General features: G+C 65.1%; 22 protein-coding genes and 1 tRNA gene. 7 read left to right on the top strand and 16 right to left on the bottom strand.

What is annotated here, in order from left to right:
* Positions 1-31: 31 nt before the first annotated feature.
* The 6 genes from EN845_RS25425 to EN845_RS25450 form a co-directional block, all read right to left on the bottom strand.
* A complete protein-coding gene (locus tag EN845_RS25425) occupies positions 32-862 on the bottom strand; it encodes an ATP-binding cassette domain-containing protein (protein ID WP_127870699.1) in 831 nt (276 codons plus the stop codon).
* Positions 855-1,733, bottom strand: a complete 879-nt coding sequence (locus EN845_RS25430; RefSeq protein ID WP_127275959.1) for an ABC transporter ATP-binding protein — start codon at positions 1,731-1,733, stop codon at positions 855-857. Before EN845_RS25430 ends, EN845_RS25425 begins: the two co-directional genes overlap by 8 nt.
* Positions 1,730-2,578: an ABC transporter permease gene (locus tag EN845_RS25435; protein ID WP_127870700.1), complete on the bottom strand. Its 849-nt coding sequence runs from the start codon at positions 2,576-2,578 to the stop codon at positions 1,730-1,732. Before EN845_RS25435 ends, EN845_RS25430 begins: the two co-directional genes overlap by 4 nt.
* Positions 2,571-3,578, bottom strand: a complete 1,008-nt coding sequence (locus EN845_RS25440; RefSeq protein WP_127870701.1) for an ABC transporter permease — start codon at positions 3,576-3,578, stop codon at positions 2,571-2,573. The genes EN845_RS25435 and EN845_RS25440 overlap by 8 nt, the downstream gene beginning before the upstream one ends.
* An 89-nt stretch (positions 3,579-3,667) precedes the next feature.
* Positions 3,668-5,194: an ABC transporter substrate-binding protein gene (locus EN845_RS25445; protein WP_127275957.1), complete on the bottom strand. Its 1,527-nt coding sequence runs from the start codon at positions 5,192-5,194 to the stop codon at positions 3,668-3,670.
* A gap of 112 nt (positions 5,195-5,306) precedes the next feature.
* Positions 5,307-6,881 carry an NAD(P)/FAD-dependent oxidoreductase gene (locus tag EN845_RS25450; RefSeq protein WP_127870702.1) on the bottom strand — a complete coding sequence of 525 codons (1,575 nt, stop codon included), beginning with the start codon at positions 6,879-6,881 and terminating at the stop codon, positions 5,307-5,309.
* Between the two features lie 118 nt (positions 6,882-6,999).
* Between EN845_RS25450 and EN845_RS25455 the strand changes: the two genes are divergently transcribed.
* The 6 genes from EN845_RS25455 (at position 7,000) to EN845_RS25485 (ending at position 17,702) form a co-directional block, all read left to right on the top strand.
* Positions 7,000-7,791, top strand: a complete 792-nt coding sequence (locus EN845_RS25455; RefSeq protein WP_127275955.1) for a cyclase family protein — start codon at positions 7,000-7,002, stop codon at positions 7,789-7,791.
* Between the two features lie 290 nt (positions 7,792-8,081).
* A complete protein-coding gene (locus EN845_RS25465; RefSeq protein WP_127870703.1) occupies positions 8,082-9,653 on the top strand; it encodes an NAD(P)/FAD-dependent oxidoreductase in 1,572 nt (523 codons plus the stop codon).
* The gene (locus EN845_RS25470) at positions 9,653-10,135 is read left to right on the top strand and encodes a MarR family transcriptional regulator (protein ID WP_127275953.1); all 483 of its coding nucleotides are present in this window, start codon (positions 9,653-9,655) and stop codon (positions 10,133-10,135) included. Before EN845_RS25465 ends, EN845_RS25470 begins: the two co-directional genes overlap by 1 nt.
* Before the next feature lie 44 nt (positions 10,136-10,179).
* Positions 10,180-12,333: an indolepyruvate ferredoxin oxidoreductase subunit alpha gene (locus EN845_RS25475; protein WP_127870704.1), complete on the top strand. Its 2,154-nt coding sequence runs from the start codon at positions 10,180-10,182 to the stop codon at positions 12,331-12,333.
* The gene (locus tag EN845_RS25480) at positions 12,326-13,906 is read left to right on the top strand and encodes an indolepyruvate oxidoreductase subunit beta family protein (RefSeq protein ID WP_127870705.1); all 1,581 of its coding nucleotides are present in this window, start codon (positions 12,326-12,328) and stop codon (positions 13,904-13,906) included. The genes EN845_RS25475 and EN845_RS25480 overlap by 8 nt, the downstream gene beginning before the upstream one ends.
* A gap of 385 nt (positions 13,907-14,291) precedes the next feature.
* Entirely contained in the window at positions 14,292-17,702 is a 3,411-nt protein-coding gene (locus EN845_RS25485) for an acyl-[ACP]--phospholipid O-acyltransferase (RefSeq protein WP_127870706.1), read from the top strand.
* A gap of 252 nt (positions 17,703-17,954) precedes the next feature.
* On the opposite strand, the gene EN845_RS25490 is transcribed toward EN845_RS25485, so the two are convergent.
* The 8 genes from EN845_RS25490 to EN845_RS25525 all read right to left on the bottom strand — a co-directional run bounded on the left by EN845_RS25490 (position 17,955) and on the right by EN845_RS25525 (position 21,906).
* A complete protein-coding gene (locus EN845_RS25490) occupies positions 17,955-18,236 on the bottom strand; it encodes a hypothetical protein (RefSeq protein ID WP_127275152.1) in 282 nt (93 codons plus the stop codon).
* A 109-nt stretch (positions 18,237-18,345) separates the two neighbouring features.
* The gene (locus EN845_RS25495; RefSeq protein WP_127275153.1) at positions 18,346-18,801 is read right to left on the bottom strand and encodes a periplasmic heavy metal sensor; all 456 of its coding nucleotides are present in this window, start codon (positions 18,799-18,801) and stop codon (positions 18,346-18,348) included.
* On the bottom strand, positions 18,798-19,250 hold the full coding sequence (locus EN845_RS25500; protein WP_127275154.1) for a hypothetical protein: 453 nt from the start codon (positions 19,248-19,250) through the stop codon (positions 18,798-18,800). The genes EN845_RS25495 and EN845_RS25500 overlap by 4 nt, the downstream gene beginning before the upstream one ends.
* Positions 19,251-19,363: 113 nt before the next feature.
* Positions 19,364-19,900, bottom strand: coding sequence for an RNA polymerase sigma factor (locus EN845_RS25505; protein ID WP_127870707.1), 537 nt, complete (start codon positions 19,898-19,900; stop codon positions 19,364-19,366).
* Positions 19,901-19,945: 45 nt separating this feature from the next.
* Positions 19,946-20,398, bottom strand: coding sequence for an acid-shock protein (locus tag EN845_RS25510; protein ID WP_127870708.1), 453 nt, complete (start codon positions 20,396-20,398; stop codon positions 19,946-19,948).
* Between the two features lie 176 nt (positions 20,399-20,574).
* Positions 20,575-20,763 carry a DUF2158 domain-containing protein gene (locus EN845_RS25515; RefSeq protein ID WP_127275157.1) on the bottom strand — a complete coding sequence of 63 codons (189 nt, stop codon included), beginning with the start codon at positions 20,761-20,763 and terminating at the stop codon, positions 20,575-20,577.
* 148 nt (positions 20,764-20,911) lie between these two features.
* A complete protein-coding gene (locus EN845_RS25520) occupies positions 20,912-21,121 on the bottom strand; it encodes a hypothetical protein (RefSeq protein WP_127275158.1) in 210 nt (69 codons plus the stop codon).
* 709 nt (positions 21,122-21,830) lie between these two features.
* Positions 21,831-21,906, bottom strand: a tRNA-Thr gene (locus tag EN845_RS25525).
* A 288-nt stretch (positions 21,907-22,194) separates the two neighbouring features.
* Here EN845_RS25525 and EN845_RS25530 point away from each other — a divergent pair.
* Entirely contained in the window at positions 22,195-23,349 is a 1,155-nt protein-coding gene (locus EN845_RS25530; protein WP_127870709.1) for a hypothetical protein, read from the top strand.
* 36 nt (positions 23,350-23,385) lie between these two features.
* On the opposite strand, the gene EN845_RS25535 is transcribed toward EN845_RS25530, so the two are convergent.
* Together EN845_RS25535 and EN845_RS25545 are read right to left on the bottom strand one after the other, a co-directional pair.
* Complete coding sequence (locus tag EN845_RS25535; protein WP_127870710.1) at positions 23,386-24,984, bottom strand: cisplatin damage response ATP-dependent DNA ligase; 1,599 nt, start codon at positions 24,982-24,984, stop codon at positions 23,386-23,388.
* Positions 24,985-25,225: 241 nt separating this feature from the next.
* Positions 25,226-26,236, bottom strand: a complete 1,011-nt coding sequence (locus EN845_RS25545; protein WP_127281133.1) for a ligase-associated DNA damage response exonuclease — start codon at positions 26,234-26,236, stop codon at positions 25,226-25,228.
* Between the last annotated feature and the right edge of the window lie 57 nt (positions 26,237-26,293).

Raw genomic sequence — 26,293 nt, forward strand, 5'->3', positions numbered from 1 at the left:
GCCCGCTCTTCGGCGTGCGGGATGAAAAGTCTTATGCCGGCGCCTTCGCGGGCGGCCGCAGCCAGTCCGCGTCGATCTCGGGAAGCGGAATGGCGGCAAGCAGGTCTCGCGTGTAAGTCTCCCTGGGATTGTCGAACAGCGCATCCGTGGCGCTCTGCTCGACGATGCTGCCCTCGCGCATGACGATCACCTGTTGGCAGAGCCGCCGGATGACCGACAGGTCGTGGCTGATGAAGGCGACCGTCAGGCCCATCTCCGCCGCGAGCTTCTCCAGCAAGGTCAGGATCTGCGCCTGTGTCGAGACGTCGAGCCCGGAGACGATCTCGTCGGCCAGCAAGAATTTCGGCGACAGCGCCAGCGCGCGCGCAATGCCGACGCGCTGGCGCTGGCCGCCCGACAGCTGGTGCCGGTAGCGGCTGGCGAAGCTCTGCGGCAGGCCGACGCGTTGCAGTGCCTCTGCGACGCGGGATTTCAGATTGTCGCCAAGCCCGTTCTGCTTCAGCGGTGCGGCGATGATGCTGGCAATGGTGCGGCGCGGGTTGAGCGATGACATCGGATCCTGGAAGATCATCTGCAGGTCGCGGCGCAGCGGCCGCAGTGCCGCCTCCGGCAGTTGGGTGATGTCACGGCCCTCGAAACGGATGCTGCCGGCACTCGGCTCCAGCAGCCGGACCAAAGCGCGACCAAGCGTCGATTTTCCGGATCCGGATTCACCGACGATGCCGGTGACAGAGCCCTTTGGCAGGTCGAAATCCAGGCCTTTCAGAATTTCGGCCAGCGGCGCGCGGCCGATAAGCGGCTTGCGCGTCATGTCGGGCAGCGCGACCTTCAGCCCGCGCACGGAAAACAGCGGCTCAGCCATGCGGGCGCCTCCATGCCTGGTCGGCTGCCGCGATCTCGGCGGCAAGTCCGGCCAGAACCGTCTCGTCCACCGGCTTCAGCGAGGCGAAGGGGTCGGTGTAGCGTGGCGTCGCAGCCATCAGCGCCCGGGTGTACGGATGCCGGGGTGCCGCGAAGAGATCAGCGGTCTCGGCCTCTTCCACCACCTTGCCGGCATAGAGCACCGACACTTTCTGGCTGATCTTGGCGACGACGCCAAGATCATGGGTGACGAACAGGATCGCGGTGCCGTGCTCGCGCTGCAACGCGGCGATCAGCCGAAGGATCTGCTTCTGCACGGTGACATCGAGCGCCGTGGTCGGCTCGTCGGCGACGATCAGCCGTGGCTCGGCGGCAAAGGCGGCGGCAATCAGCACGCGTTGGCGCATGCCGCCGGACAGTTCGTGCGGATAGCTCTTCAGCACCCGGTCCGGGTCGCGGATCTGTACCTCGTCCAGCAATTGCCTGACACGCTTGTCCGCCTTGTCGCCGCTCCAACCCAGGATGCGCACCAGCCGGTCGGTCATCTGCGGACCGATGCGGCGCGAGGGGTTGAGCGCGGTCAGCGGGTCCTGCGGGATCAGCGCCGTGCGTGCGCCGATCAGCGTGCGCCGCGCCTTGGGCTGGAGTTTGCCGAGGTCTTCGCCCTCGAGCCTCATGTCGCCTTCGACGATGCGCACGCTCGACGGCAGGACGCCCAGCACCGCCTTGCCGATCATCGTCTTGCCGGCGCCGCTTTCGCCGACCAGCGCGCGCACCTCGCCGGGTTGCACGGTGAGCGAAACAGAGCGCAGCACGCGCTGGCCGTTGGCCAGCACCGCGCTCAGATTGGCGATATCGAGACAGGCACTCATCGCAGCACCGGATCGAAACGCGTCTTCAGTGCTTCGCCGAACTGGCTGAACGACAGCACAGTGAGGATCAGCGTGATCAGCGGAAACACCAGCACCCACCAGGCTTGATGGATCGACAGCCGGCCTTCGGCGATGATGCCGCCCCAGGTCGGGTCGTCGGTCGAGATCGACAGATTGACGAAGGACAGGATCGCCTCGACGATGACGGCGATGCCCATTTCCAGCGACAGCAGCGCAACGATCGACGGCACCACGTTGGGCAGCACCTCGCGCAGCATGATGCCGATGCGGCCATAGCCGGCGATGCGGGCATTCTCGACATAGTCCATGCGCGACTGGCCCATGGCTTCGGCGCGGATGACCCGGCAGAAGCGCGTCCAGTCGATGATGGCGATGGCGAGAATGACGGAGCTCAAGCCGGTACCGAGCACGGCGACCAGCAGAATGGCGAAAAGCACCGGCGGGAACGCCATCCAGATGTCAACGATGCGCGAGATGATGCGATCCGCCCAGCCGCCGAAATAGCCCGCGATCAGTCCCAGCATCGAACCGACGGCGCAGGCGGCGATGGCCGACGCGAAAGCAACGATGAAGGCGATGCGGCCACCAAAAATCAGGCGCGAGAGCAGGTCGCGGCCGAGGCTGTCGGTGCCAAGCCAATAGCCAGGCTCGGCGCCATCGAGCCAGAACGGCGGCAGACGCTCCAGCATCAAATCCTGCGCCAGCGGATCCTGCGGCGCCACCAGCGGCGCGAAAATCGCGGCCAGCAGTGCCAGCAGCAGCCAGCCGCCGGCAAGCCACAGCCTCGGGCTTAATCGGCGCCTGACGATGCGGGCGTCATCCATGGCGAAGCCTCGGATTGAGCAGCGCATACATCATGTCGACGACGAGGTTGATCAGCACGAACAGCAGCGCGAACACCAGCACGATGCCCTGGATCAGCGGCAGGTCGCGGTTGATGACGGCATCGATCGCCATGTTGCCGAGCCCCTCATAGGAGAACAGCCGCTCGACGATGACCGTGCCGCCGATGAGGAAGGTGAATTGCACGCCGATCAGGGTCAGCGTCGGCAGCGCGGCGTTCTTCAGCGCCTCGCGCAGGATGACCTGCGTTTCCGAAAAGCCCTTGACCCGTGCCAGCACGACATAGTCGAAGTCGAGCACTTCCTTCAGCGACTGTTTGAGAAGCTGCGAGATGATCGCCGCCAGCGGCAGCGCCAAAGCCACGGCCGGCATCAGCATGTGCTTCAAGAGATCCCAGGTCAGGTCGAAGCGCAGTCGCAGCAGGCTCTCGAAGAAATAGAACTGCGTCACGAAGGGCAGGTCGAGTTGCGGCGACACGCGGCCCGAAATGTCGAAGATCGGCACCAGCACGCCGAACAGCAGGATCAGCACCAGGCCCCAGAGGAAGTCGGGGATGGAAAGGGCGGCGCCGCTCGCAATATCGATGCCGGCCTCGACCGCCGTGCCGCGTTCGCGCGCGCCGAGTATCGCCGTCGTGCCGCCGATCGCCACCGCCATGACGAGAGCGACGATGGCAAGTTCCAGCGTGGCCGGCAGCCGGTTGAAGACGAGGCCGAGCACGTCTTGCCGCAGCGAGATCGAGGTTCCGAAATCGCCCCTGGCGACACCGGACAGCCAGATGAAGAACTGCTGTACGATCGTCTTGTCGAGCCCGTACAGCGCGCGCAGTCGGGCGATGTCGTCATTGGTGGCGCCGGGCGGCAGCATCATGGCGATCGGATCGCCGGGCGCGACGCGGATGACGACAAAGACGACGACGGCCACGCCGAACAGCGTGATCAACATCGTCAGCAGACGAATCAGGAATCGTTGCAGGAGCATGTAAATCTTTGCAGGAGCCCGTGGGCTCGTATGCCCGATGGAAATGCGCGCCGTCGTTGGCGACGGCGCGCGGCAATTCCAGGCCGATATCAGGCCGGGGTCATCAAGGCCGGCAGCAGCGCGCCTGAGATGTGCTGGACGACTTTGACGCCCTTGGCATGCACGATCGGCTGCGCGTACTGCATCAGCGGCAGCACATAGGCCTGCTCGGCGATGTATTTGTCGACCGCCTTCCAGCCGGCGATGCGCTTGGCCTCGTCTTTTTCTCCCCACAGCGGGTTGATCATGTCGATCAGGTCCTGGCTGTCCCAGACCGAATGCGGGCTCGGCCCATACATGGCAAAGCCGGTCGAGGTGGTCGGATCGCCAATGGCGTTGCCCCAATTGTAGAAGGCCGCGGGCGCGAGCTTGTCGGCGGCGCGCAGCTCGTAGTGCTTGGCGATCTCATAGACCTCGATCGTCGCCTCGATGCCGACCTTGCGCCACATTCCGACGATCGCCTGGATCATCTCATAGTCCTTGGGCTTGAAGCCCTTGGTCGTCTGGATGGTGAACTTGACCGGCTTTTCCGGCGAATAGCCTGAGGCGGCCAGCAGTTCCTTGGCCTTCTCAGGATTGTGCTCCACCTTGATCGAGGCATCGAAGGCCGCGTATTCCGGCGTTTCGAGCGTGGCGATCGGCTGGCCATAGCCGCGCAGCAGCCGCTTGACCAGAAGCTCCTTGTCCACCGCCATGACGGCTGCCTGGCGCACGTTCTTGTCCAGCATCGCTTCGATGTCGTTGAAGAAGATCATGCCGATGTCGGAAACATTCTTGATCGAGCCGGCAAGCCCGTCCTTGGCGATCAGCCGGTCATACTCCTCATAAGGGATTTCGAGCGTCACCTGCGAGGAACCGGATTCGATCTCGGCCACCCGGCTTGCCGCATCGGTGACGAACTTGATCGTCACATTCTCGAAGGCCGGCTTGCCGCCCCAATAGTCGGGATTGGCCTTCAGCCGCAGGAAAGCGTTGCGCTCGAATTTTTCCACCATGTAGGGGCCGGTGCCGATCGGCGCCTTCTCGAAGCCTTCGGCGCCGACCTTCTCGTAATAGGCCTTGGGCATGATGTAGCCGGTCAGGAACGACATCCACTTGAAATAGACTGGATCGAACTGCACGACGTCGCCAGTGATCTTGTTGCCGTCGATCTTGAAATTGTTGACGTTCTTCCAGACGAACTGGATCGGGTTGCCGGTCTTTTCGTCGCCCGCACGCTGCAGCGACCAGACGACGTCTTCCGGTGTGAAGGGTGAGCCGTCATGCCATTTCACGCCTTCGCGCACCGTCATCATGATCTTGGTGCGGTCGTCGTTCCAGCCCCATTCGGTCAGCAGGCCAGGCGCGAAGGACAGGTCCGGCTTCTGCGGGATGAATTGGTCGAACACCGATTGGTAGAGGCCCTGGATGGTCGGGTTGACGGCCGACGGTCCGGTGGTCGGATCCCAGGACGGCAGGTTGACATTGTAGGCGATGGTCAGTTCGCCGGCGGCCTGGGCAATCTTTGGCAGGCCGACGGCGGCCACGCCAAGTGCCGCGGCACTGTATCCCAGTAATTCGCGTCTGTTGATTGTCATGGTCGTTCCCCTTGTTGGTTTATTTGTCTTCGCGCAGCGTCTTCAGTTCATTGGTTCGGGCTTCGTCGGCAGCAGCGCCTTGCCTCTCGTCGCCTCCATAAAATCGTCTGGCCTACCTCCCGCCAAGCTGTTGCGCGAGCATGAAGCCCGAGGCGGCACCGGTGCCGGCGCCCGGCCATGTCGCGGCGCCGGTGAGATGCAGGTTGGCGACCGGCGTGTTCCAGCCGGCATGGCCGCGCGCCGGGCGGAACAGGAAATTCTGCGCCAGATGGTGGCTGCCGCAGACCTGGTCACCGCCGACGAGGTTCGGGTTCTCACGCTCGAGATCGATCGGCGAGAACACCGCGCGGCCAAGGATCTTTGCGCGCAGGCCGGGCGCGTAGGTTTCGATAATGTCGAGCACGCGCTCGGCATAGGCTTCCTTGACCTGGTCCCAATGTGCTGGCGCGATCTTGGCCGCGGCGTCGCCCGCGATTTCGGCGGGCAGCATGCGCACCTGTATCCACAGAACATGCTTGCCCTGCGGCGCCCGCGATGGGTCGATGGCGGTCGGCTGGCCGACGACCAGCACCGGTTCGTCCGGCAGCATGCCTGCCATCGCCTGCTGATAGGTGCGCGACATCTGGTCGAGCGAGGGGGACAGATGCACATAGGCGAACTGGCGCAACTCTGCCCCGGCGCGCCAGTCCGGCAGATCGTCCAGCGCCAGGTGGATCATCATCGTGCCCGGCGCGTGCCGGAATTTCTGCATCGCCGTGTCGAAGCCGGCGTTGCCGGAACCGCCAGGCAGCAGCTTGCCGGTCAGCGCCTTGGGCGCGACGCCTGCAATGACCGCCTTGGTCGCCGTATGCGTTTCGCCGGAAGAGAGCCGCACGCCCGTCGCCTTGCCGCCGGAGACAGTGATCTCGGCAACGTCGGCGCTGGTAATGATCCTGCCGCCGGCGGATGTGACCATGCCGGCCAAGGCCCGGATGATCGTATCGGCTCCGCCCTTGCCCAGCACCATGCCGAAGCTCTGGTTGGCCATCGATTCCAGATAGGGAAACACGGCGCCGCCGGCGATGTCGGGCGCGAAGTCGAGATGCATGCCCCAGGTGGCGAGCGTCGCCCTGATATGAGGAGACTCGAAAGTCTCCTCCAGCCAGGCGCGCGGCGAGGACAACAGCAGCCGGCCGGTATCGAGCGCGCCGGAAACACCTTTCTTGCGCCACAGGTTCCATGCGGTGCCCGCAAGCGCACGGGCGCTCATCGGCGAGCCCAGCAGCTTGAACAAATGCCCGGCTTCGGCCGGGAAGGCGGCAACCAGCCTGCGCCATGTCGCGGCATCGGCGGCTGAAAAGGCGGCAACGCGGCTGGCGGTCTTTTCCAGATCGTTGCTGACCCCGAACCAGCGCCCATCCGGAAAGGCGCTGGCGAAACAATCGGCGGCCGGCGCGAATTCCAGCCCCTGCGCTTTCAATTCATTTGCATATTTCCGGTGGAAGGCGGAGCCGGCGAACAGGCTCAGATTCATCGCGCCGAAATCATGACGGAAGCCCGGAAGCGTGAATTCGCGGGTTTGCACCGCGCCGCCGATCGTTGCGCTGCGCTCGAAAACCCCGGTTTTCCAGCCCTTGAGCGCCAGATGCGCGGCGCATGCCAGACTGTTGTGGCCCGCCCCGACAAAGATGGCGTCGAACTCGCTCACGCCCCGTTCCCATTTCCTTTATGCTTAAAGATAATTGCAGATGCATATGTTTTCGTCTAGTAGGATATTAAGGGCCGAGACGAGCCTTGATCATGTCAGACAAGAGGGAACAGAGACCATGGACACCCAAAAACTTCTCGGCGAAGTCGCCGGCCAACTCCTTTCCGGCGCCATCAAGGTGGTCGACCTGACGGCGCCGCTCGGGCCGGATACACCACTGATCAAGCTGCCGCCGGAACTTGCCGTCGATACGCCGAAGGTCGAGATCCATTCGATCTCCCGCTACGACAAGAACGGCCCATGGTGGGCGTGGAACTGGCTGAAGCTCGGTGAGCATTCCGGCACCCATTTCGACGCCCCGCAGCATTGGATCAGCGGCAAGGATTATCCGGACGGCGCCACCGACACCATTCCGGCGCAGAACTTCATCGGCCCGGTCAATGTCATCGACTGTTCGAAGGAGGCCGCCGCCGACCATGATTTCCTGCTCACCGTCGACCACATCAAGGCATGGGAAGCCAAGCATGGCGCGATCAACGCCGGCGAGTGGGTGGTGATGCGCACCGACTGGTACAAGCGCAACGGCTCGGAAGCCGAGTTCCTTAACGCCAACGAGACCGGCCCGCACACGCCCGGCCCGACGGCCGAAGCCATCCAGTTCCTGATCAGCAAGGACATCAAGGGCTGGGGCTCGGAGACGATAGGCACCGATGCCGGCAAGGCGGGCGGCATGGAGCCGCCATTCCCGGCGCACACGCTGATGCACAAGGCCAACCGCTACGGCCTGGCCAGCCTCTGCAACCTCGACCAGTTGCCGCCGAAAGGCGCGATCCTGATCGCGGCACCGCTCAAGATCGAGCACGGCACCGGCAGTCCGATCCGCGCCCTGGCGCTGGTGGTTGGAAAATAGAGCGAGGTGGGTCTTCGGGAGAAGATCATGCAGCTTGGTGAGGCGATAGGGAGGCAGGATGGCGGCGTTAGCGCTCTACGGCGCCCCCCTCTGCCCTGCCGGGCATCTCCCCCACTTGGGGGGAGATCGGCAGCTTCCGCGACGGCTCCCTTCTTGCGACGTAGAAAATTGACGAAAGCCGAGATGGCAGTCGATCTCCCCCCTCGTGGGGGAGATGTCCGGCAGGACAGAGGGGGGCGCCGTAGAGCGCTGACCTCGCAAGCCTGCCCACTGCCTGCAGGAACTTCCCAATGAAAGCGCCCGACCACATCATTGTCGGCAGCGGCATCAACGCGCTGGTTTGCGCGGCGATGCTTGGCGGCAAGGGCGCCAAGGTGCTCGTGCTGGAGCGCAACGACCGCATTGGCGGCTGCATGCGCACCGAGGAGATCACCGCGCCTGGCTTCATCCATGATGTGATGGCAACGACCTTCGTGCTGTTCATCACCTCGCCGGCCTTCGCCGCACTTGGCGCCGACCTCGCCCGGCACGGGCTGGAATTCTGCCATACCGGCACGCCGACCGGCGTGCTTCGCCCGGACGGCAGCCATGCGGTGCTCAGCACCGACCGCGCCGCCAACATCGCCGCGCTCAACGCGATCGCGGCCGGCGACGGTGACCGCCACGCGGAAGATGTCGGCGGCATCGAAGGCAATGCCGGCCTGCTGTTCGGCCTGCTCGGCGGCAGCCTGTGGTCTTATCCGACCGCGAAGCTGCTGGCGGGCGACGCCTGGCGGCGGAGCCCGCGTGGTCTTGCCGCCTTCCTTGGCGATGCGCTGGTGCCGGCGCGCGGCTGGCTGGAAAGCGGCTACCAGTCCGAGACCGTCCGCGCGCTCTGGGCGCCGTGGGTGCTGCATGCCGGGCTTGGCCCGGAAGACGCCTTTTCCGGCCAGATCGCCAAGGTGATCGCCTTCGCGCTGGAGGCGGCCGGCGCGCCGATCGTCAAGGGCGGGGCGCAGAACCTGCTGTCTGCTTTCGAGGCGCTCATCAAGGAGCGCGGCGGCGTCATCTCCACCGAAGCGGACGTTGCCTCCATCCTCCTGGCCGGCGGCCGCGCCACCGGCGTGCGCCTGGCTTCGGGCGAGACCGTCCATGCGAAGAAGAGCGTTATCTGCTCGGTTACGCCGACACAGCTCTATGGCCGCCTGCTCGGCACGGATGCTCCCAAAGCCGATGCCGAGGCGACGAAGAAATACCGCTACGGCAAAGGCAATTTCCAGATCCACTACGCCCTCGACAAGCCGCCGTCCTGGCGCGGCGAAGGCCTGGACAAGGTGGCGCTGCTGCATCTGACGCCCGGACTGGATGGTGTCTCGAAAGCCTGCAACGAGGCGGCGCGCGGCATGCTCCCCGAGGTGCCGACCATCTGTGTCGGCCAGCCGCATGCGCTCGACCCGTCACGCTGCCCGGAAGGCAAGGCGATCCTGTGGCTGCAACTGCCCGAGGCGCCCCGCCACATCAAGGGCGACGCCGCCGGCAAGCTGCAGGCGCCCGCTGACGGGCAATGGACCGATGCCCTGCGCGAGGCCTATGCCGATCGCGCCGAAGCGGTCCTCGCCAGCCATATCGACGGCTTCAAGGACAGCGTGATCGCGCGCCGCGCCTATTCTCCGGCCGATCTCGAAGCGATAAACATCAATCTGGTCGGCGGCGACCCTTATGGCGGTTCCTCGACCATAGACCAAGCCTTCCTGTGGCGGCCGTTCAAGACCAGCCGCAACCACCAGACCGGCATCAAGGGCCTCTATCATATCGGCGCCTCGACCCATCCCGGTGCTGGCCTCGGCGGCGGCTCCGGTTTCCTGCTGGCGGGGAAGCTGTGATGGAACAGAAAGTCGCCGAAAAACGTCAGCGCATTTCGACCCTCGGCCAGATCGGCCTGCAGCAATTCGCGCCCTATCTGATGAACCGCATCATGGGCCGCTACAACGCCACCTTGCGTGACGATTTTCGCAAGCAGGGCCTGACCATTTCGCAGGTGCGCACGTTGGCCGTGCTGTCGGTCACCGACGGCGTCACTGTCAACGACCTCTCGGTCTATACGGTGATCGAGCAGTCGACCTTGAGCCGCACGTTGGACACGCTGGAGGGGCAAGGGTTCGTGCGGCGTGAGCAGGGCGTGAGCGACAGCCGGATCCGCCACGTGTTCCTGACCGACGAAGGTCGCGCCGAGTTCACCCGCGCCTGGCCCGCCATGCATGACGCGTTCGAGGCGATGTTCGACGATGTCGACGATGCCGAATATGCCGCCCTCATCGCGACGCTGCAGAAGATGCTGAAGAACATTCGCAAGCACGACATCTAGATGTACGCGCCGCCGATGCCGGCGGCAACGGAAGGAGGCCAAAAATGGCCGAACGGTCTTTTGCCAAGGAAGTCGAGAAGCTCAGGCTCGGCGCCGGCGAGGAATTCGCCGGCGAGGGCATCCTCGCCATCACCAAGGCACTGCTGCAATGCGGTGTCGGCTATGTCGGCGGCTACCAGGGCGCGCCGATCAGCCACCTGATGGATGTGCTGGCCGACGCGCAGGACATTCTGGGCGAACTCGGCGTGCATTTCGAGGCCAGCGCCTCGGAAGCCACCGCCACCGCCATGCTCGCCGCTTCGGTGCATTATCCGATCCGCGGCGCGGCGACCTTCAAGTCGACCGTCGGCACCAACGTGGCTTCAGATGCGTTGGCCAATCTCGCGTCCGGCGGCGTCACCGGCGGCGCGTTGATCATCGTCGGCGAGGATTATGGCGAGGGCTCCTCGATCATGCAGGAGCGCAGCCATGCCTTCGCCATGAAGAGCCAGGTCTGGCTGCTCGACCCGCGTCCGAACCTGCCGTCGATCGTCAAGGCGGTGGAGGATGGTTTCGAGCTGTCGGAAGTCTCCAACACGCCGGTCATGCTGCAGGTGCGCATCCGCTGCTGCCACGTGCATGGCCATTTCATCGCCAAGGACAACAAGCGCCCACCGATGACGGTCGCCGATGCGCTCGAAGCGCCGCGCCGCGACACTGGCCGCATCGTGCTGCCGCCCGCCTCCTTCCTGCACGAGAAGGAGAAGGTGGCAAAGCGCTGGCCGGCGGCCGTCGACTTCATCACCAAGAACAGGATCAACGAGTTCTTCGGCTCGGACCACGGCTCGGTCGGCATCGTCATGCAGGGCGGCATGTACAATTCGGTCATCCGTGCGCTGCAGCGGCTTGGCCTTGCCGACACCTATGGCGACACGGATGTCCCGCTCTACGTGCTCAACGCCGTCTATCCGCTGATCGACGACGAGTTCCTCGCCTTCTGCGAGGGCAAGCAGGCGGTGCTGGTGGTCGAGGAAGGCCAGCCCAACTATATCGAACAGGCCTTTGCCGCCATGCTGCACAAGGCCGGGCGCGGCACGCGCCTGGTCGGCAAGGAACATCTGCCGATGGCCGGCGAATATACCGGCCAGGTCATGCTCGATGGTATCGGCGCCTTCCTGCGCGCCGAGGCGCCGCATCTTTTGCCGGGCGAGGTGCGCGCGCCCAACAAGGTCGGCGACGGCGTCGACACGGCTGACCTGATCAACGTCGTGCCGGGCCGCCCGCCCGGCTTCTGCATCGGCTGCCCGGAACGGCCGATCTTTGCCGCGACCAAGCTGGTCGAACAGGAACTCGGCAAGCACCACATCGCCTCCGACATCGGCTGCCATCTGTTTTCGATCATGCCGCCTTTCGAGCTCGGCGCCACCACGATGGGCTATGGGCTGGGGCCAGCCTCGGCCTCGGCGTTCAATTCGCCCGACGCCAAGCGCCGCTCGATCTCCTTCGTCGGCGACGGCGGCTTCTGGCACAACGGCCTGACCTCCTCGATCGGCAACGCGGTGTTCAACAAGAATGACGGCGTCATCGTCATCGTCGATAATTTCTACTCGGCCGCGACTGGCGGGCAGGACATCCTGTCGTCGCGTGCGGGCAACAAGACCAAGTCGACCAAGCATCCGATCACCGAGGCGGTGAAAGGCATGGGCGTGAAATGGCTGCGCCATGTCGACCGCACCTACGATGTCGGCAAGATGCAGGACTCGTTGCGTGAGGCGCTGACGACGAATGAGAAGGGCCCGAAAGTCATCGTCGCTTCGTCGGAGTGCATGCTCAATCGCCAGCGCCGCGAAAAGCCGCTGGTCGACAAGGCCATCAAGGGCGGCGAGCGTGTCGTCAAACCGAAGTTCGGCGTCGACGAGGACATCTGCACCGGGGACCATGCCTGCATGCGGCTTTCCGGCTGTCCGTCGCTGTCGGTGAAATCGCTTGACGACCCGCTGCGCGACGATCCGGTCGCGTCGATCGACCAGAACTGCGTCGGCTGCGGCAATTGCGGCGAGGTGGCGGACGCCGCCGTCCTCTGTCCGTCCTTCTACCGCGCCGATGTCGTGCACAATCCGAGCCGCTGGGACCGGTTCCTGGAAGCGGCGCGCCGCACGACGATCGGCTTCCTGCAGAGGCATCGCGAAAACCGGCGCCTGATATTCGCCGATGCTTGAGCCCGTCCCCTCCTTGCACCCCAGATCCGGTGCCGCCGATGAGCCGGTGATCAAGCTCGCCGTGCTGGCCGTCGGCGGCCAGGGCGGTGGCGTGCTGGCCGACTGGATCACGAATGTCGCCGAACGCAACGGCTATGTCGCGCAGTCGACCTCGGTCGCCGGCGTCGCCCAGCGCACCGGCGCGACCATCTATTATATCGAGATGGCCCGCGACACCGGCCGCCTGCCGGTCTTCGCCCTGTCACCCTCGCAGGGCGATGTCGACATCCTGATCGCCGCCGAATTGATGGAGGCCGGCCGCGCCATCATCAGGGGCTTCGTCACCCCCAACCGCACGACGCTGATCGCCTCCTCGCATCGCATCGCCGCCGTCTCGGAAAAGATCGAACCGGGCGACGGCCGCGCCTCGTCGTCCAAGGTCCACGCGACGGCTGAGGCCGCGTCGAAGCGCTTCATCGCTTTCGACATGGAAAAGATCGCCGCCGACAACGGCTCGATGATCTCGGCCAGCCTGCTTGGCGCGCTGGCCGGCTCCGACGCACTGCCGTTCACGCGCGAGAGCTACGAACAGGCGATTGGTGCCGGCGGGCGGGGCGTGAAGGCCAGCCTTGCCGCCTTCGGCGCTGCCTTCGACCGCGCACGCGGCACGGCGGCAGCACCTTCGTCAAAACCGGCGGAGCCAGCCATTGTCGAATCCGCTTTGGGTGCCGGGCGTGTGAGCGGCCCGCAAAATCTGCTGCGGGGATGGCATGCCCAGGCCGCCCGCATCGACCTGATGCCCGTAGCCGTGCGCGACATGGCGCTTCGCGGCCTGAGAAAGGTCGTCGACTATCAGGACATCGCCTATGGGCGCGACTATCTCGACCGGCTGGACAACGCCGTTGCGCTGGACAGCGCCGGCCACGCTTATGCGCTGTCCATCGCCGCCGCCAAGCATCTGGCCAATGCCATGTGCTACGACGACATGATCCGCGTCGCCGATCTGAAAACGCGCTCGACCCGCGACAGGCGGGTGCGCAAGGAGGTTGGCGTCAAGGACGGTTCGGTCCTGCAGGTGACCGAATATTTCCACCCGCGCATCGAGGAGTTCTGCGGCACGCTGCCGGCGGGGCTGGGCAGCTACATCGAAAGCCGGCCGAAACTGGCCGCCTTTCTCGATCGCCGCATCAACCATGGCCGCCGCATCCGCACCGACAGCTTCGCCGGCTTCGCCGCTCTGTGGTTCATCGGCGGCCTGCGCCGCTGGCGCCGCAGCCTGCTGCGCCACAAGGTCGAGGCCGCGCATCTCGAACGCTGGTACGCTCTGGCGCTTGGCTACGTGCCGGCAGATTACGCGCTTGCGGTCGAAATCCTCAACTGTCGCCGGCTGATCAAGGGCTACAGCGACACGCATGTGCGCGCCCAGTCGAAATTCGACCGCGTGCTGTCGGCGCTCGATCTGCTCAAGGGGAGGGACGACGCCGCCGACTGGATCCGCCGCCTGCGCGAGGCGGCGCTCAAGGACGAGAAGGGCGACATGCTGGACGGCGCGCTGAAGACCGTGGCGACACTGAACGAAGGCGCTCCTCGCTAGCCGGGGATCAAGCGCGTCGGTGCAGCTTGTAGATTCCCATTGGACAGGGGCTGGCCGCGAACGATAGCCAGGCCCTGGCGATTGACTCGTTAACCTCTCCTCACTTTTGTGAACATCGTTCATTTTTGCCCTTGAACATCGTTCAAGTTATGCTACATTGGCGCCATGAACATTGTTCATAAGGAGGCGTAGATGTCGGAACCGCTTGACACGGGCGCGCACAGGCCAGCTTCACCAGCGCCGGAACGAACCAGCGACCACCGGCGATTTCCGACCCAGTAAAGAACCTTAACCAGCTCACGGCTATCACAACGATGGAACAGCGCATGAACCCGCGGGGATCACCGGAGCATCGCCGCGTGGTTCCGCCAAATGGGACAACGCCATGAACACGCATCTCATGCTTTCGCGGCGCTTCGCGCCGCTCTTCTGGACGCAGTTCCTGTCCGCTTTCAACGACAATTTCCTCAAGAACACGCTGGTGTTCCTGATCCTCTTCACACTGGCTGCCGATCAGGCCGCCTCGCTGGTCACGCTGGCCGGCGCCGTGTTCATGGCGCCGTTCCTGTTCCTGTCGGCGCTGGGCGGCGAGATCGCCGACCGCTTCGACAAGGCGCTCATTGCCCGCCGGCTGAAATTCGCCGAGATCGGCGCCGCTGCCGTCGCGGTCGTCGGCATCGCGCTGTCCTCCATTCCTGTGCTGATGACCGCGCTGTTGATATTCGGCGTCATCTCGGCACTGTTTGGGCCGATCAAATACGGCATCCTGCCCGATCATCTCGAGCGCAAGGAATTGCCCCGCGCCAACGCCTGGATCGAGTCGGCGACCTTCGCCGCCATCCTTGGCGGCACGATCGTGGGCGGTGTCGTCTCCGCTGACGGCATCGGTGTCGCCGTTTTCGGCCCGATGATGATGATCCTTGCGGTCGGCTGCTGGTTCGTCAGCCGCTCCATCCCCTCGACCGGCTCAGCCGCGCCGAACCTTGTCATCGACTGGAACATCTTCCGCTCGACATGGCGCCAGGTCAGCGAATTGCGCACCGACACGCGCATCTGGCGCGCCGGATTGATGACCTCGTGGTTCTGGCTGATCGGCGCCATCGTGCTTTCGATCCTGCCCACGCTGATCAAGGACCAGCTCGGCGGCAACGAGATCGCGGTCACCGCCTATCTCGCGGTGTTCGCCGTCTCCATTGCCATCGGCTCGGCGATCGCCGCCTGGATGTCGCAGGGCCGCATGGTGCTGCTTCCCGCGCCGGTCGGCACCGCGCTTCTGGCGCTGTTCGGCTTGCACCTTGCCTGGACGATCTGGAGCATGCAGCCTTCGCCCAAGGCTGAAACCCTTGGCCTCTTCTTCGCCGGGCCGAACACCATCCGCGTTGCCATCGACCTTGCCGGCATGGCCATTTCCAGTGCCTTCCTGGTCGTGCCGACCTTCGCTGCCGTGCAGGCCTGGTCGCCCGAGGCGCGCCGCGCCCGCGTCGTCGCCGCTGTCAGCATCGTCAACGCCGGCTTCATGACGCTGGGCGGCATCCTCGTCGCCGCCGTCCAGGCCGCTGGCGTCTCTATTGCCAGCTTGTTGTTCGGGCTTGCCGCCTTCAATGCGGTGGCCGCCTGGCTGATGCTGAAATATCTGCCGACCAACGCCTTCCGCGACTTCGTCTCCATCCTCTTTCGCGCCTTCCATCGGCTGGAAGTGGAGGGTCTGGAAAACCTCAAGGCCGCAGGCCCGGCGCCGATTCTGGCGCTCAACCATGTCAGCTTTCTCGACGGTCCGTTGGCGCTGACGCTGACCGATGAAGAGCCGGTCTTCGCCATCGACTACACCATCGCGCAGGCCTGGTGGATGAAGCCGTTCCTCAAACTGACCCGCGCCTTGCCGCTCAATCCGGCCAAGCCGATGTCGACGCGCACGCTGATCAAGATCGTGCAGAATGGCGATCCGCTGGTCATCTTTCCCGAGGGCCGCATCACCGTCACCGGCGGGCTGATGAAGGTCTATGACGGCGCCGCCATGGTGGCCGACAAGACCGGCTCGATGGTCGTGCCGATCCGTATCGAGGGGCTGGAGAAAAGCCCCTTCTCGCGGCTGACGGCGCAGCACGTGCGCCGTCGCCTGTTCCCGAAGGTCAAGGTGACCATACTGCCGCCGGTCAGGCTCAAGGTCGCCGACGAACTGAAGGGCCGCAAGCGCAGAGCCGCCGCCGGTGCCGCACTCTACCAGGTGATGTCCGACCTCGTCTTCCGCACCCAGCATATCGACAAGACCGTGCTCGAAAGGGTCATCGAAACGGCGACCGAGCGCGGCATGAAGCAACTCGCCGTGCAGGATCCGGTCGCCGGTTCGCTGGGCTATGGCAAGCTGCTCACGGGTGTCGCCGTGCTCGGCGAGAAGTTCGAAGCGCTCTATGCCGGACAGGACACGCTCGGCATCATGCTGCCCAATGCCAATGGCGCTTGTGCCGCGCTGCTTGGCGTCATGTCCGCCGGCAAGGTCCCGGCGATGATCAACTTCACCGCCGGTGCCGCCAACATCCTGTCCGCCTGCAAGGCGGCGCGGGTCACCACAATTTTGACCTCTCGGGCCTTTGTCGAGCAGGCCAAGCTCGGCGCGACGGTCGAGGAAGTCGGCCGGTCGGTGAACATCGTCTGGCTCGACGATCTGCGCGCAACCATCAGCCTCAAGGACAAGCTGCTTGGCATGCTGCGCAAGGCCACGCCACGGGTTGCCCGCAATGCCACCGATCCGGCCGTGATCCTGTTCACCTCTGGCTCCGAAGGCACGCCCAAGGGCGTGGTGCTTACCCATCGCAACATCCTGGCCAATGCCGCGCAGGCCGCCTCGCGCATCGATTTCCACTCGGGCGACAAGGTGTTCAACGTGCTGCCGATCTTCCATTCCTTCGGGTTGACGGCGGGCACGGTGCTGCCGCTGGTGTCGGGCGTTCCGGTCTATTTCTACCCTTCGCCGCTGCACTACCGCATCGTTCCCGAACTGGTCTATGCCTCGAACGCGACGATCATCTTCGGCACCGACACCTTCCTCAGCGGCTATGCGCGCACCGCACACCCCTATGATTTCCGCTCGGTGCGCTACTGCTTTTCCGGCGCCGAGCCGGTCAAGGCCTCGACCCGCGAAACCTATATGGAGAAGTTCGGCCTGCGCATTCTCGAAGGCTACGGCGTCACCGAGACGGCGCCGGTGATTTCCATCAACACGCCGATGTACAACAGATCGGGCACGGTGGGAAAAATCATGCCCGGCATGGAATACCGCCTGGATCCGGTGATCGGCGTCCAGGGCGGCGGGCGGCTGTTCGTGCGCGGCCCCAACGTCATGGCGGGCTATCTCAGGGCGGAAAAGCCTGGTGTGCTCGAACCGCTGCAGGACGGTTGGCATGACACCGGCGATATCGTCAGCATCGACGATGCCGGCTTCGTCAGCATTCGCGGCCGCGCCAAGCGCTTCGCCAAGATTGGCGGCGAGATGATTTCGCTGGCTGCCGTGGAAGCGTTGGCGGGCGAGCTGTGGAAAGGTTCGCTCTCGGCGGTCGCGACGGTGCCTGATCCGCGCAAGGGCGAAAAGCTGGTGCTCATCACCGAAGCCGAAAACGCGACGCGCGCCGAATTTCTGGCCTTCGCCAAGGCGAACGGCGCCATGGACCTGATGGTGCCGGCCGAAGTGCGCGTCGTGGCGCACGTGCCGGTGCTTGGCTCGGGCAAGATCGACTTCGTCGGCGTGACCAGGCTGGTGCGCGGCGAGGCCTCTGAGGCCGCCAAGGTCGAGGCCGCCTGATAGCTGCGTGGGTCGTTCGCCAGCCTGTCGCGGTCATCGGGCCGGGCCCCGAGCCCGAAGCGGTTGAAGGCGATCAGGGCGGGATTCGGCAGGGCGGGACCTGGCGCCATGGGCCTTTTGGTCGCGACGGCCATGTCAGCGCTCCATGATTGGATCTCACGCGAGGCGCGCGACGCCCGATTGGGCTGTTCCCCGGCTCAAACCGGGGACAGGCGACCGGGCGGGCGGGTGCCGCCCGGCCCTCCCGCACGCTTACCAGCGATGCCAGCGGTGCCAGTGGCGGTGCGGATGCCAGCCGTAATAGGCCGGGCCGTGCCAATAGCGGTAGCGCGGATACACCACGACACGGTTGGGAACGCAGCGCCCCCAGGGATTGGGATGCCAGCCGGGTCCGCAACCCCAGGCCACATGCTCGATCAGCGCCGGCGCGGCCGGTTGCGCCACCATCGGCATGGCGGCGGAGGTCGCGACGGTTGCCGCGGTTCCGGTCAAGGCGAGGACGGCTGCTGCCGCATACTGTGTCAGACGGTTCATGACGTTACTCCGAATGTTGTCCGAGAATGAAAACCTGTTCGTACCGATGGGGCCGGCAGGTCTGCCCTTCTCCCGGTTAAACGGCCCTGCGGGCGCTTTCCGTCGGCCGTCACGGTGATTTTTTTGGCTCCGCCTTCGGCTGCGGCCCGGCGCGCCTGGCCAGCCCGTCCGCCAGCACGGCGCGCGCCTCGGCGGAGCCTGCAGCCGCGAACTCGGTGATGCGCTGCTCCAGCCGCGTGCGCAGGGTGATGTCGGCATTGCGGGCCCGTTCAAGGGCCGCCGACAGCGCCGCCGTGTCGAGGACGGGCTGCCGCAACAGATCCGCCGCCTCGCGCCTGGCCTGCTGGCCGTCGAGGATGATGTCGCGCGACTCGCGGCGAACCTCGCGCAATGCCTTGCGGAACAGCATGCGCTGCTGGTCGGGAAGACGGCCGCCGGCCGCCTCCAGCGAATAGCCCTGGCCCTGCTTGCCGCTTCTTACCCAGACGGCCCCGCCGGCAAGCGCCCCGGCCAGGAAGACATTCAGCGCCACCGACGCGATGATGAGCTTACGGCCCGTGCTCATAGGTCCTCCCCGACTGTTTCGCCGTCGGGCCCGGCATCGCCGAACGCCGTCGCATTGGCATCGAGCACATAATGGTCGGACGGAACCTCTGGAGTAACGATGGTCACCAGGGCCAACCCGGCCACCGCGCCCGCCAGGCCAATGCCGGCAAGGCCCAAACCCAGCCACCAGACCAGTTGGCGCCGGCGCTTGACAAGGTGCCGCTCGGCGGTGCGCAGGATGCTGCCGTGCAGCGCCGCGCCGGGCGCCTTGACGGCATAGCTGTCGAGCAAGGCGTCGAGTTTCCCGGCGTGGCCCAATATGACCGCGCCCATCTCGCTCGCGGCGAACATCGCTCCGGCCCTGCGATCGGCCTGCGGCCACCGCCGCAGATCGCCGCCATAGGCCGCCGCCAGAGCCGCAAAGCGCTCGGCATCCATTGCGGGTTCGTTCCTCGACCCATCAGACATCAGTCCATCCTTTGCCGATTGGCGCCGCGTGTCCGGGCGGTTGGATTCCCGGGACCTGGCCACCGGACGCTCGCGAGGTACGGTGAATTCTTCGCATCATGATCGCGCCTTTCTCAGTCATGGGCACCATCCCTGGCCAGGATCGTATGCAGCGCCCGCCGGCCGCGCGACAGCAGGCTCTCCAAGGCATCGACACTGATCTCCAGGGTCGCGGCCGCCTCTATGTTGGACATCTCCTGATAGTAGACCAGGATGATCGCCTCGCGCTGGCGTGGTGCGATTGCCTGCAAGGCCTGCTCGACCCGATGCGGCTCTTCGCGGGCATCGGGAAGCGGGGCGGGATCGACAATGTCCGGCACCGCGTCGGTCACCCATTCGCGGCGCCGGCGCAGCCGGTCGTAGCAGAGGTTGAGCGTGACGCGGTGGATCCAGCTGTCGAAGCGTGCATTGCCGCGCCGCCAGCCCGATGCATGACGCCAGATGCGCATGAAGGTTTCCTGCGCGACATCCTCGGCCTCCGCCGCGTCGCCCAGCATGCGCACGGCCAGCGAAAGGATGCGCGGCAGCTTGCGCGCGACCAGCAACCGCACCGCCTCCGGCTCGCCGGCACCGACGCGGCGAACCAACTCCTCGTCCGGGTCGGCGCTCATCGGCTGGCGCACTCCCGATGTCCATTACGCGTCATAGCCTCTTGGTCATTGCTCCGGCTTGGGAGCGGATTTGTGGCCCGGCCTCTCGTCGGCCGTTAGAATGCCGTCGCCATTCTTGTCCAGCCTGGCGAAGCGCTTGGCGAACAACGCATCGAGCTCGGCCCGGTCGATGAAGCCGTCATGATTGGAATCGATGCGCGCGAAGGATTTGGCGGGATCGCCCTTGACGTTGCGTTTGGCCCGGAAGGCCTCCCACTCCAAGAGGCTGATCTTGCCGTCGCCGTCCGTGTCGGCGGCCATGATCGCCTTCTCCCGCCGCTTCTGGAACTTGGCCAGCGTGATGTCGGACTTGGCGGTGCGGGATGGGGCAGTAGGGGATGTGGCCGCGGGGGATGTGGCCGCGGGTGGCGTGGCGGCCGGTGGTTCTGCCGCTGTCTGGGCCAGAGCCGCGGTGGTCAGCAGGCTCAAGGCAGCGGCAAGGATCGAACGGCGTATCATGCTTCACGTCTCCGGTTGGCGCATGCCATGGCCCAATGCCAGGGTCACGCTTCAACCGTTAAACGCAGCGATCGGAGAAATCCGTCGGTCGCCGATGCCGATCACGCGCTTGCCGCAATGCCGGGCTTTGGCGGCGGCAGGAGAAGTGGCAAAGCACTTCGTCCGGCGCGTCTGGATTACGCCGAGTGATCGTCGGCTACCAGCTGATCCGATTTGAAGCCGGCATGCTGAGGGGTCCACACATCGCCCTCTTTATTGAACCAGTGGCACAGATACATGCCGGAAGCGGCGCCATCGCTGACCGTCATCTTCGGGCCTCCCGACTTCAGCTTGACGACGTCTCCGGTCTTGAAAGTGTTGGGCATTTGGACCTCCCATGCTGACACCTGACATTTCATACCAAAACCGGTGTCCCGACAATGGCATACGGGTCTTTTGGGCCACTGTCTCATGCGGCAACGCGGGGGGCATCGCGGACGGCGCCCTCGGGGCGAAGCGGGAGGCCTCCGCGGATCAGTCCGCCTCGATCACACGCCGGGCCGGCTTCCTGACCGGCTCCCGTTGGCGCGCAGGCGGAGGCTTGTCCGCCAAGGCCTCCTGCTGCAGTCTCTGCTCCCTCAGGCGGGCTGTCTTGGCATCCCTGGCGTGGCGCTCGGCATCCAGCACCAGCCTCGCCTCGCGGTCCGCTCTTGCCAGCTTTTCCTTGTCGACACGCCTTGGCAATTTAAAACCTCCTGTCCGTGGAACCATCGGCAGGAAATGTGCGACCCAAGCGTCTGTTCCAAAAAACAGGCGCCTGTTTCAAAAAAATAGAAATGCGATATCCATCATTTGTTGTTGAGATTTGAAAATGCCGGACCGCTCGCTTGTCAGCGCGTTTCTGTTCCAGGCCCGGAAGGACCTCGCGACTGATCGGCAGGATGAAGACTGATCGGCAGGATGAAGACAGCGTCCCCATCGCCTTCCTAAACGCAAAAAACCCGCCGGCCGAGGTCGACGGGCGATTATACGACCATTTGTGATGGCGATCAGGCACGGGCGCCGGGAAGACGCCCCGTCCTCGTCACCCGGCTACCGGGCCGGATATTGGGGCGATTTGCGCAGCTACGCTGGCCAGACGATCGCGCTTCTTCAATTCAGGCTTCTCGTAGGTCTTCTTCATGGATATTCCCCCGTTGATCCCTCAAGACCGCAAATTGCCTGCGGCCGGCGGTTGTTGTCAAGCGAGCGCAAAAAGCCCGCCAGAGACTGGCGGGCAAGTCAGGAAGTCGCTGGGGATCCACCCAGCGTTGAACCAACGAATGGTGGTGGGCTTGGTTGCGGGCGGGTATCCGCAAGTCGCACGACTACCCGGCCTGGCAAAAGGCAAACGGCCGGAATTCGGGCCATCTTTCGCGCACCCAAGCCGCTTCGACCATCGGTTTGAAAAAACTGGTGCCGCTTAGGTGACTCGAACACCTGACCCCATCATTACGAATGATGTGCTCTACCAACTGAGCTAAAGCGGCCCGGGAGGCCAAGGCCTCCAAGATGGGCAGGGTGATAGACTCAACCGGCCGCGAATTCAAGATGCGACTTGGCAAATCATGCAAGCGTCCCGCCGCGATCGAAACCGGGGCTCCAGCGCCCTTGCATGCCGGAATCGCCGACAGTTTCCGATTTTGTTTGCCGGAACATCGCGAAGATGGACTTCGGACGGCCCGTCGAGGCAGAATGCGGCCGACCGCCCGTTGATTGATTGGTCGCCTGCCGCTAACCATCATGAAAGCTTGTGGCAATTTGCAGAGGGATCTCGCTTGGACGCGATCGAAAAAGCGATCCGGAACGCCTTGGAAAAGGGCAATGCCGAGGACCGCGCGTTCCGCGAGAGGGTCTATCGTTCGGCCTTCGCCGCGCTCGACCGTGCGCTCCAGGCAAATCCCGGCGTGACCGTGGAAGTCGCCATCAAGCGCCGCAAGGCTATCCAGGCGAAAATCACCGAAATCGAATCCGAGTACCTGCCGGCGGTGCCTGGCGTTGCCCCGCGGATCGACGCGATCGACGCGCCGGCGGGCGAGGTCGAGGCCGATGCGGCGCCGGCGGTCGAGGCCAGCCCGAGGGTGCCATCGCCCGCTGCCTCCGTCGACGCCCCCGTGCAGCCCGCTTCCGATGCACCGCGCTCGCGCGTGCTGCCGGTCGTTCCAGACATCATGCCGGATGCGACCCTGCCCGGTGCGCCGACCATCGACATGTCGGCTCCCGCCGCGCCAGGAGCCGCGACGGAAGTGGCGCCAGACCGCGATGAGCGGCGCATTCGCGGACGTCGCCTGCCGCTGACCGCCATTTTCTTCACGGTGACGCTGCTCGCGGCGGTTGGCATCGGCCTGTTTTTCGCCATGCAGACCGGTGTGTTCAAGTCGGCGGCCGAGCTCAATACCGCGCCGCCGGAAGCACCGCCGACCGTCGAGGACGACGATTTCACCCCGGCCGACGGCGCCAACGCCCCGGCAAAGCCCGGTGCCGCGGATCAGTCGCACGACTGGATCAATGTGTTTTCGCCGACCGACCCGAGCCATGTCGCCGCGCCGTCGGACGCCAAGGCCGAGGTGATGAAGGACGACAGCGGGCCGTTCCTGCGCATCCAGTCCGGCGCCTCCGGCTCGGCGATCGCCTTCGACGTCGGGCAGGGCGTGCTGGAAAAGCTCGCCGGCAAGCACGCCGTGTTCGACATCATCGCCCGGGCCGAGGACGGCAAGGACACGCAGATCTCCGTCGACTGCAATTTCGGCGAACTCGGCGACTGCGGCCGCAAGCGTTACGCCGTCGGCCAGCAGAAAAACGAATATCTGTTCGACGTGAAGTTCCCCGACAAGCATCCAGGTTCGGCCGGAACCATTGCCGTCAATTCCGATTTCGACAAGCAGGGCAAGGCGGTCAACGTCTACGAGATTCGCGTCTCGATCGAGCCTTGAATTGAATCGTTGCGACCGACATACCGGCGGTGCCTATCAGTCGAGCAGCGCCTGCAGGGTTTCTATGCGGTCGGCCTCGTTGGCCGGCTTGTCCCAGCGCAGCCGTGAAATCCTGGGGAAACGCATGGCCACACCCGATTTGTGCCGAGTCGAGCGGTTGAGCCCCTCGAAGGCGACTTCCAGCACCAGGCCATTGTCACGGTCGGCGCGCACCGAGCGCACCGGTCCGAAGCGCTCGACCGTGTTGTCGCGGACATATTTGTCGATCTGCTTCAGCTCTTCGTCGGTGAAGCCGAAATAGGCCTTGCCGACCGGCACCAGCTCCTCCGCGCCCTCGGTCCCGGACCAGACGCCGAACGTGTAGTCCGAATAGAAACTCGAACGCCTGCCGTGGCCACGCTGGGCATACATCAGCACGGCGTCCACCGTGTGCGGGTCGCGCTTCCATTTGAACCACGGCCCCTTCGGCCGGCCGGCGAGATAGGGCGAATCCCAGCGCTTCAGCATCACCCCTTCGATGATCGGATGCGGCGGCGCACGGCGCAGGTCCTCGAGCGCCTGCCAGTCCGCGAAGTCGACGAAGGGGGAGAGATCGAAGCGGCTGGGGTCGAGCGTCCCGATGAAGGCTTCCAGGCGGCCGCGCCGCTCGCGGAAGGACAGTGGGCGCAGATCCTCTTCACCAATCTGCAGCAGGTCGTAGCAGCGCATGAAGGCCGGATATTGCTGCTGCATCCTCAGTGTCACCGTCTTGCGGTTCAGCCGCTGCTGCAAGTCCGAGAAGGTTCCCGTCGCCTCGCGTGGATCGCCGACAAGCAATTCGCCGTCGAGTGCGGCGGAAAAGTGCATGGCGTCGGCGAGGTCTGGAAAGGCGCCCGAGACATCGTCGCCGGTGCGCGAATAGAGCCGGCGGATGCCGCCTTCGGCCACCGCCTGGACACGGATCCCGTCCCATTTCCATTCCGCCGCATAGTCGGCGGGATCGAGCTTTTCGAGATCGCAGTCGCCCACCGGGTTCGACAGCATGACCGGGCGAAACAGCGCCAGCGCCGTGTTGCGTGGTTTTTCGGCCTTGCCTTCCAGCCAGGCGAACAGTGCCGTGTAGGGCTGCGACAGCCCATGCCAGAGCTCCTCGATCTCGGCGACGTCGACCTTGCCGAAATCGGCCAGCGCCTGTTTGGCCAACCGCGCCGAGACGCCGATGCGCAGGCCGCCGGTGACCAGCTTGATGATGGCGAAGCGCGCCGAGATGCCGGCGCTGTCGAGCAGCCCCGTCAGCACCTTCGGCCCGTCGGAGCGGCTTGCCGCCTGCAGCTTCGCCACCACCTCGCCAAGCGTCGGCTCGCGGTTGGCGATCCTGCCAGGCGGTTGCGGCCAGACCAGCGACACCGTCTCGGCGAGGTCGCCGACATAGTCGTAGGAATAGCCGAACAACACCGGGTCCATGCGTTCGGTGACCAGCGTGCGCAGCATGGCCGGCTTGACGGCGGCAATTTTGAGATCGCCGGTGATCGCGGCCAGCGCCAGACCACGGTCGGGATCCTCGACGCTGCGGAAATAGTCGGTCAAAAGCGTCAGCTTGCCGTTGCGCGACGGCGTCAGCACCAGGCGGTCGAGAAGTTCGGCAAAGCGGTTCATGGGGAGGGAAACCTCGCCAATCGGCAGGCGTCGCGTCCCGTCGCGCTCCCCTCTGTCCTGCCGGACATCTCCCCCACGAGGGGGGAGATTGGCAGCTGCGATGCCGGCTCATCTCCCCCAACATCAGCGATTGGCGAAAGCCGGCGTAACATCTGATCTCCCCACAAGTGGGGGAGATGGCCGGCAGGCCAGAGGGGGGCGCCGTAGGGCTCGTCAGGGACAATTGGCGAACTGTATTGCATCAATCGCCCTCGTCCTCGTAGCCCACCAGATGCAGTGGCCTGGCCGCTATCCCTTCCAGCTCGCACCAGCGCACCAGGGCTTCCTCGCGGCCGTGCGTGACCCAGATTTCCTCGGCGCCGGTCTCCTTGATGGTGGCGGTGAGTTCGTCCCAGTCGGCATGGTCCGAGATGATCAGCGGCAGCTCGACGCCGCCTTGCTTGGCGCGCTGGCGGATGCGCATCCAGCCCGACGCGAAGCATGAGATCGGGTCGGGAAAGCGCCGCGCCCAGCGGTCGGCGAAGGCCGATGGCGGGCCGACCACGATGGCGCCGGCGAAATCCTGCTTGCCGCCGCTCTCCACCGTCGCCGGCTCGAGGTCGCCGAGGTCGATGCCCTGGCTCTGGTAATATTCGCTGAGCCTGGCCAGCGCGCCATGGATGTAGAGCGGCTTGTCGTAACCGGCGTCGCGCAACAGCCGCATCACCCGTTGTGCCTTGCCGAGCGCGTAGGCTCCGACCAGATGCGAGCGTTCGGGAAACTGCGCGGCCGATTTCAGCAGCCGGGCGACCTCTTCCGTATCGGGCGGATGGCGAAACACCGGCAGACCGAAGGTCGCCTCGGTGATGAAGACGTCGCAGCGAATCGGCTCGAACGGTGCGCAGGTCGCATCCTTCTGCCGCTTGTAGTCGCCGGAGGCGACGATGCGCCTGCCCTGGTGCTCGACCGCTATCTGCGCCGACCCCAGCACATGGCCGGCCGGATGGAAGCTGACGCTGACGCCGTCGAGGGCAATCGTTTCGCCGAGCATGGCTGCCTGCGTCGTCCCGGCAAAATCCTCGCCGTAGCGCAGTGCCATGATGTCGAGCGTCTGCTGTGTCGCGAGCACCGAGCCGTGGCCGGAACGAGCATGGTCGGAATGGCCGTGCGTGATCAGCGCCCGGTTCACCGGCCGTACCGGGTCGATGAAGAAATCGCCCGGCGGGCAGTAGAGGCCCTCGGGCCGGGGATGAAGCAGGTCGCTGGCGCGCATGACCCTCAAGATAGGATATAATTCCGCCGCGGGAAGCCGGTTGCCCGAGACTGCTGA

The organism is Mesorhizobium sp. M8A.F.Ca.ET.202.01.1.1, from assembly GCF_004791595.1.
GTDB lineage: Bacteria > Pseudomonadota > Alphaproteobacteria > Rhizobiales > Rhizobiaceae > Mesorhizobium.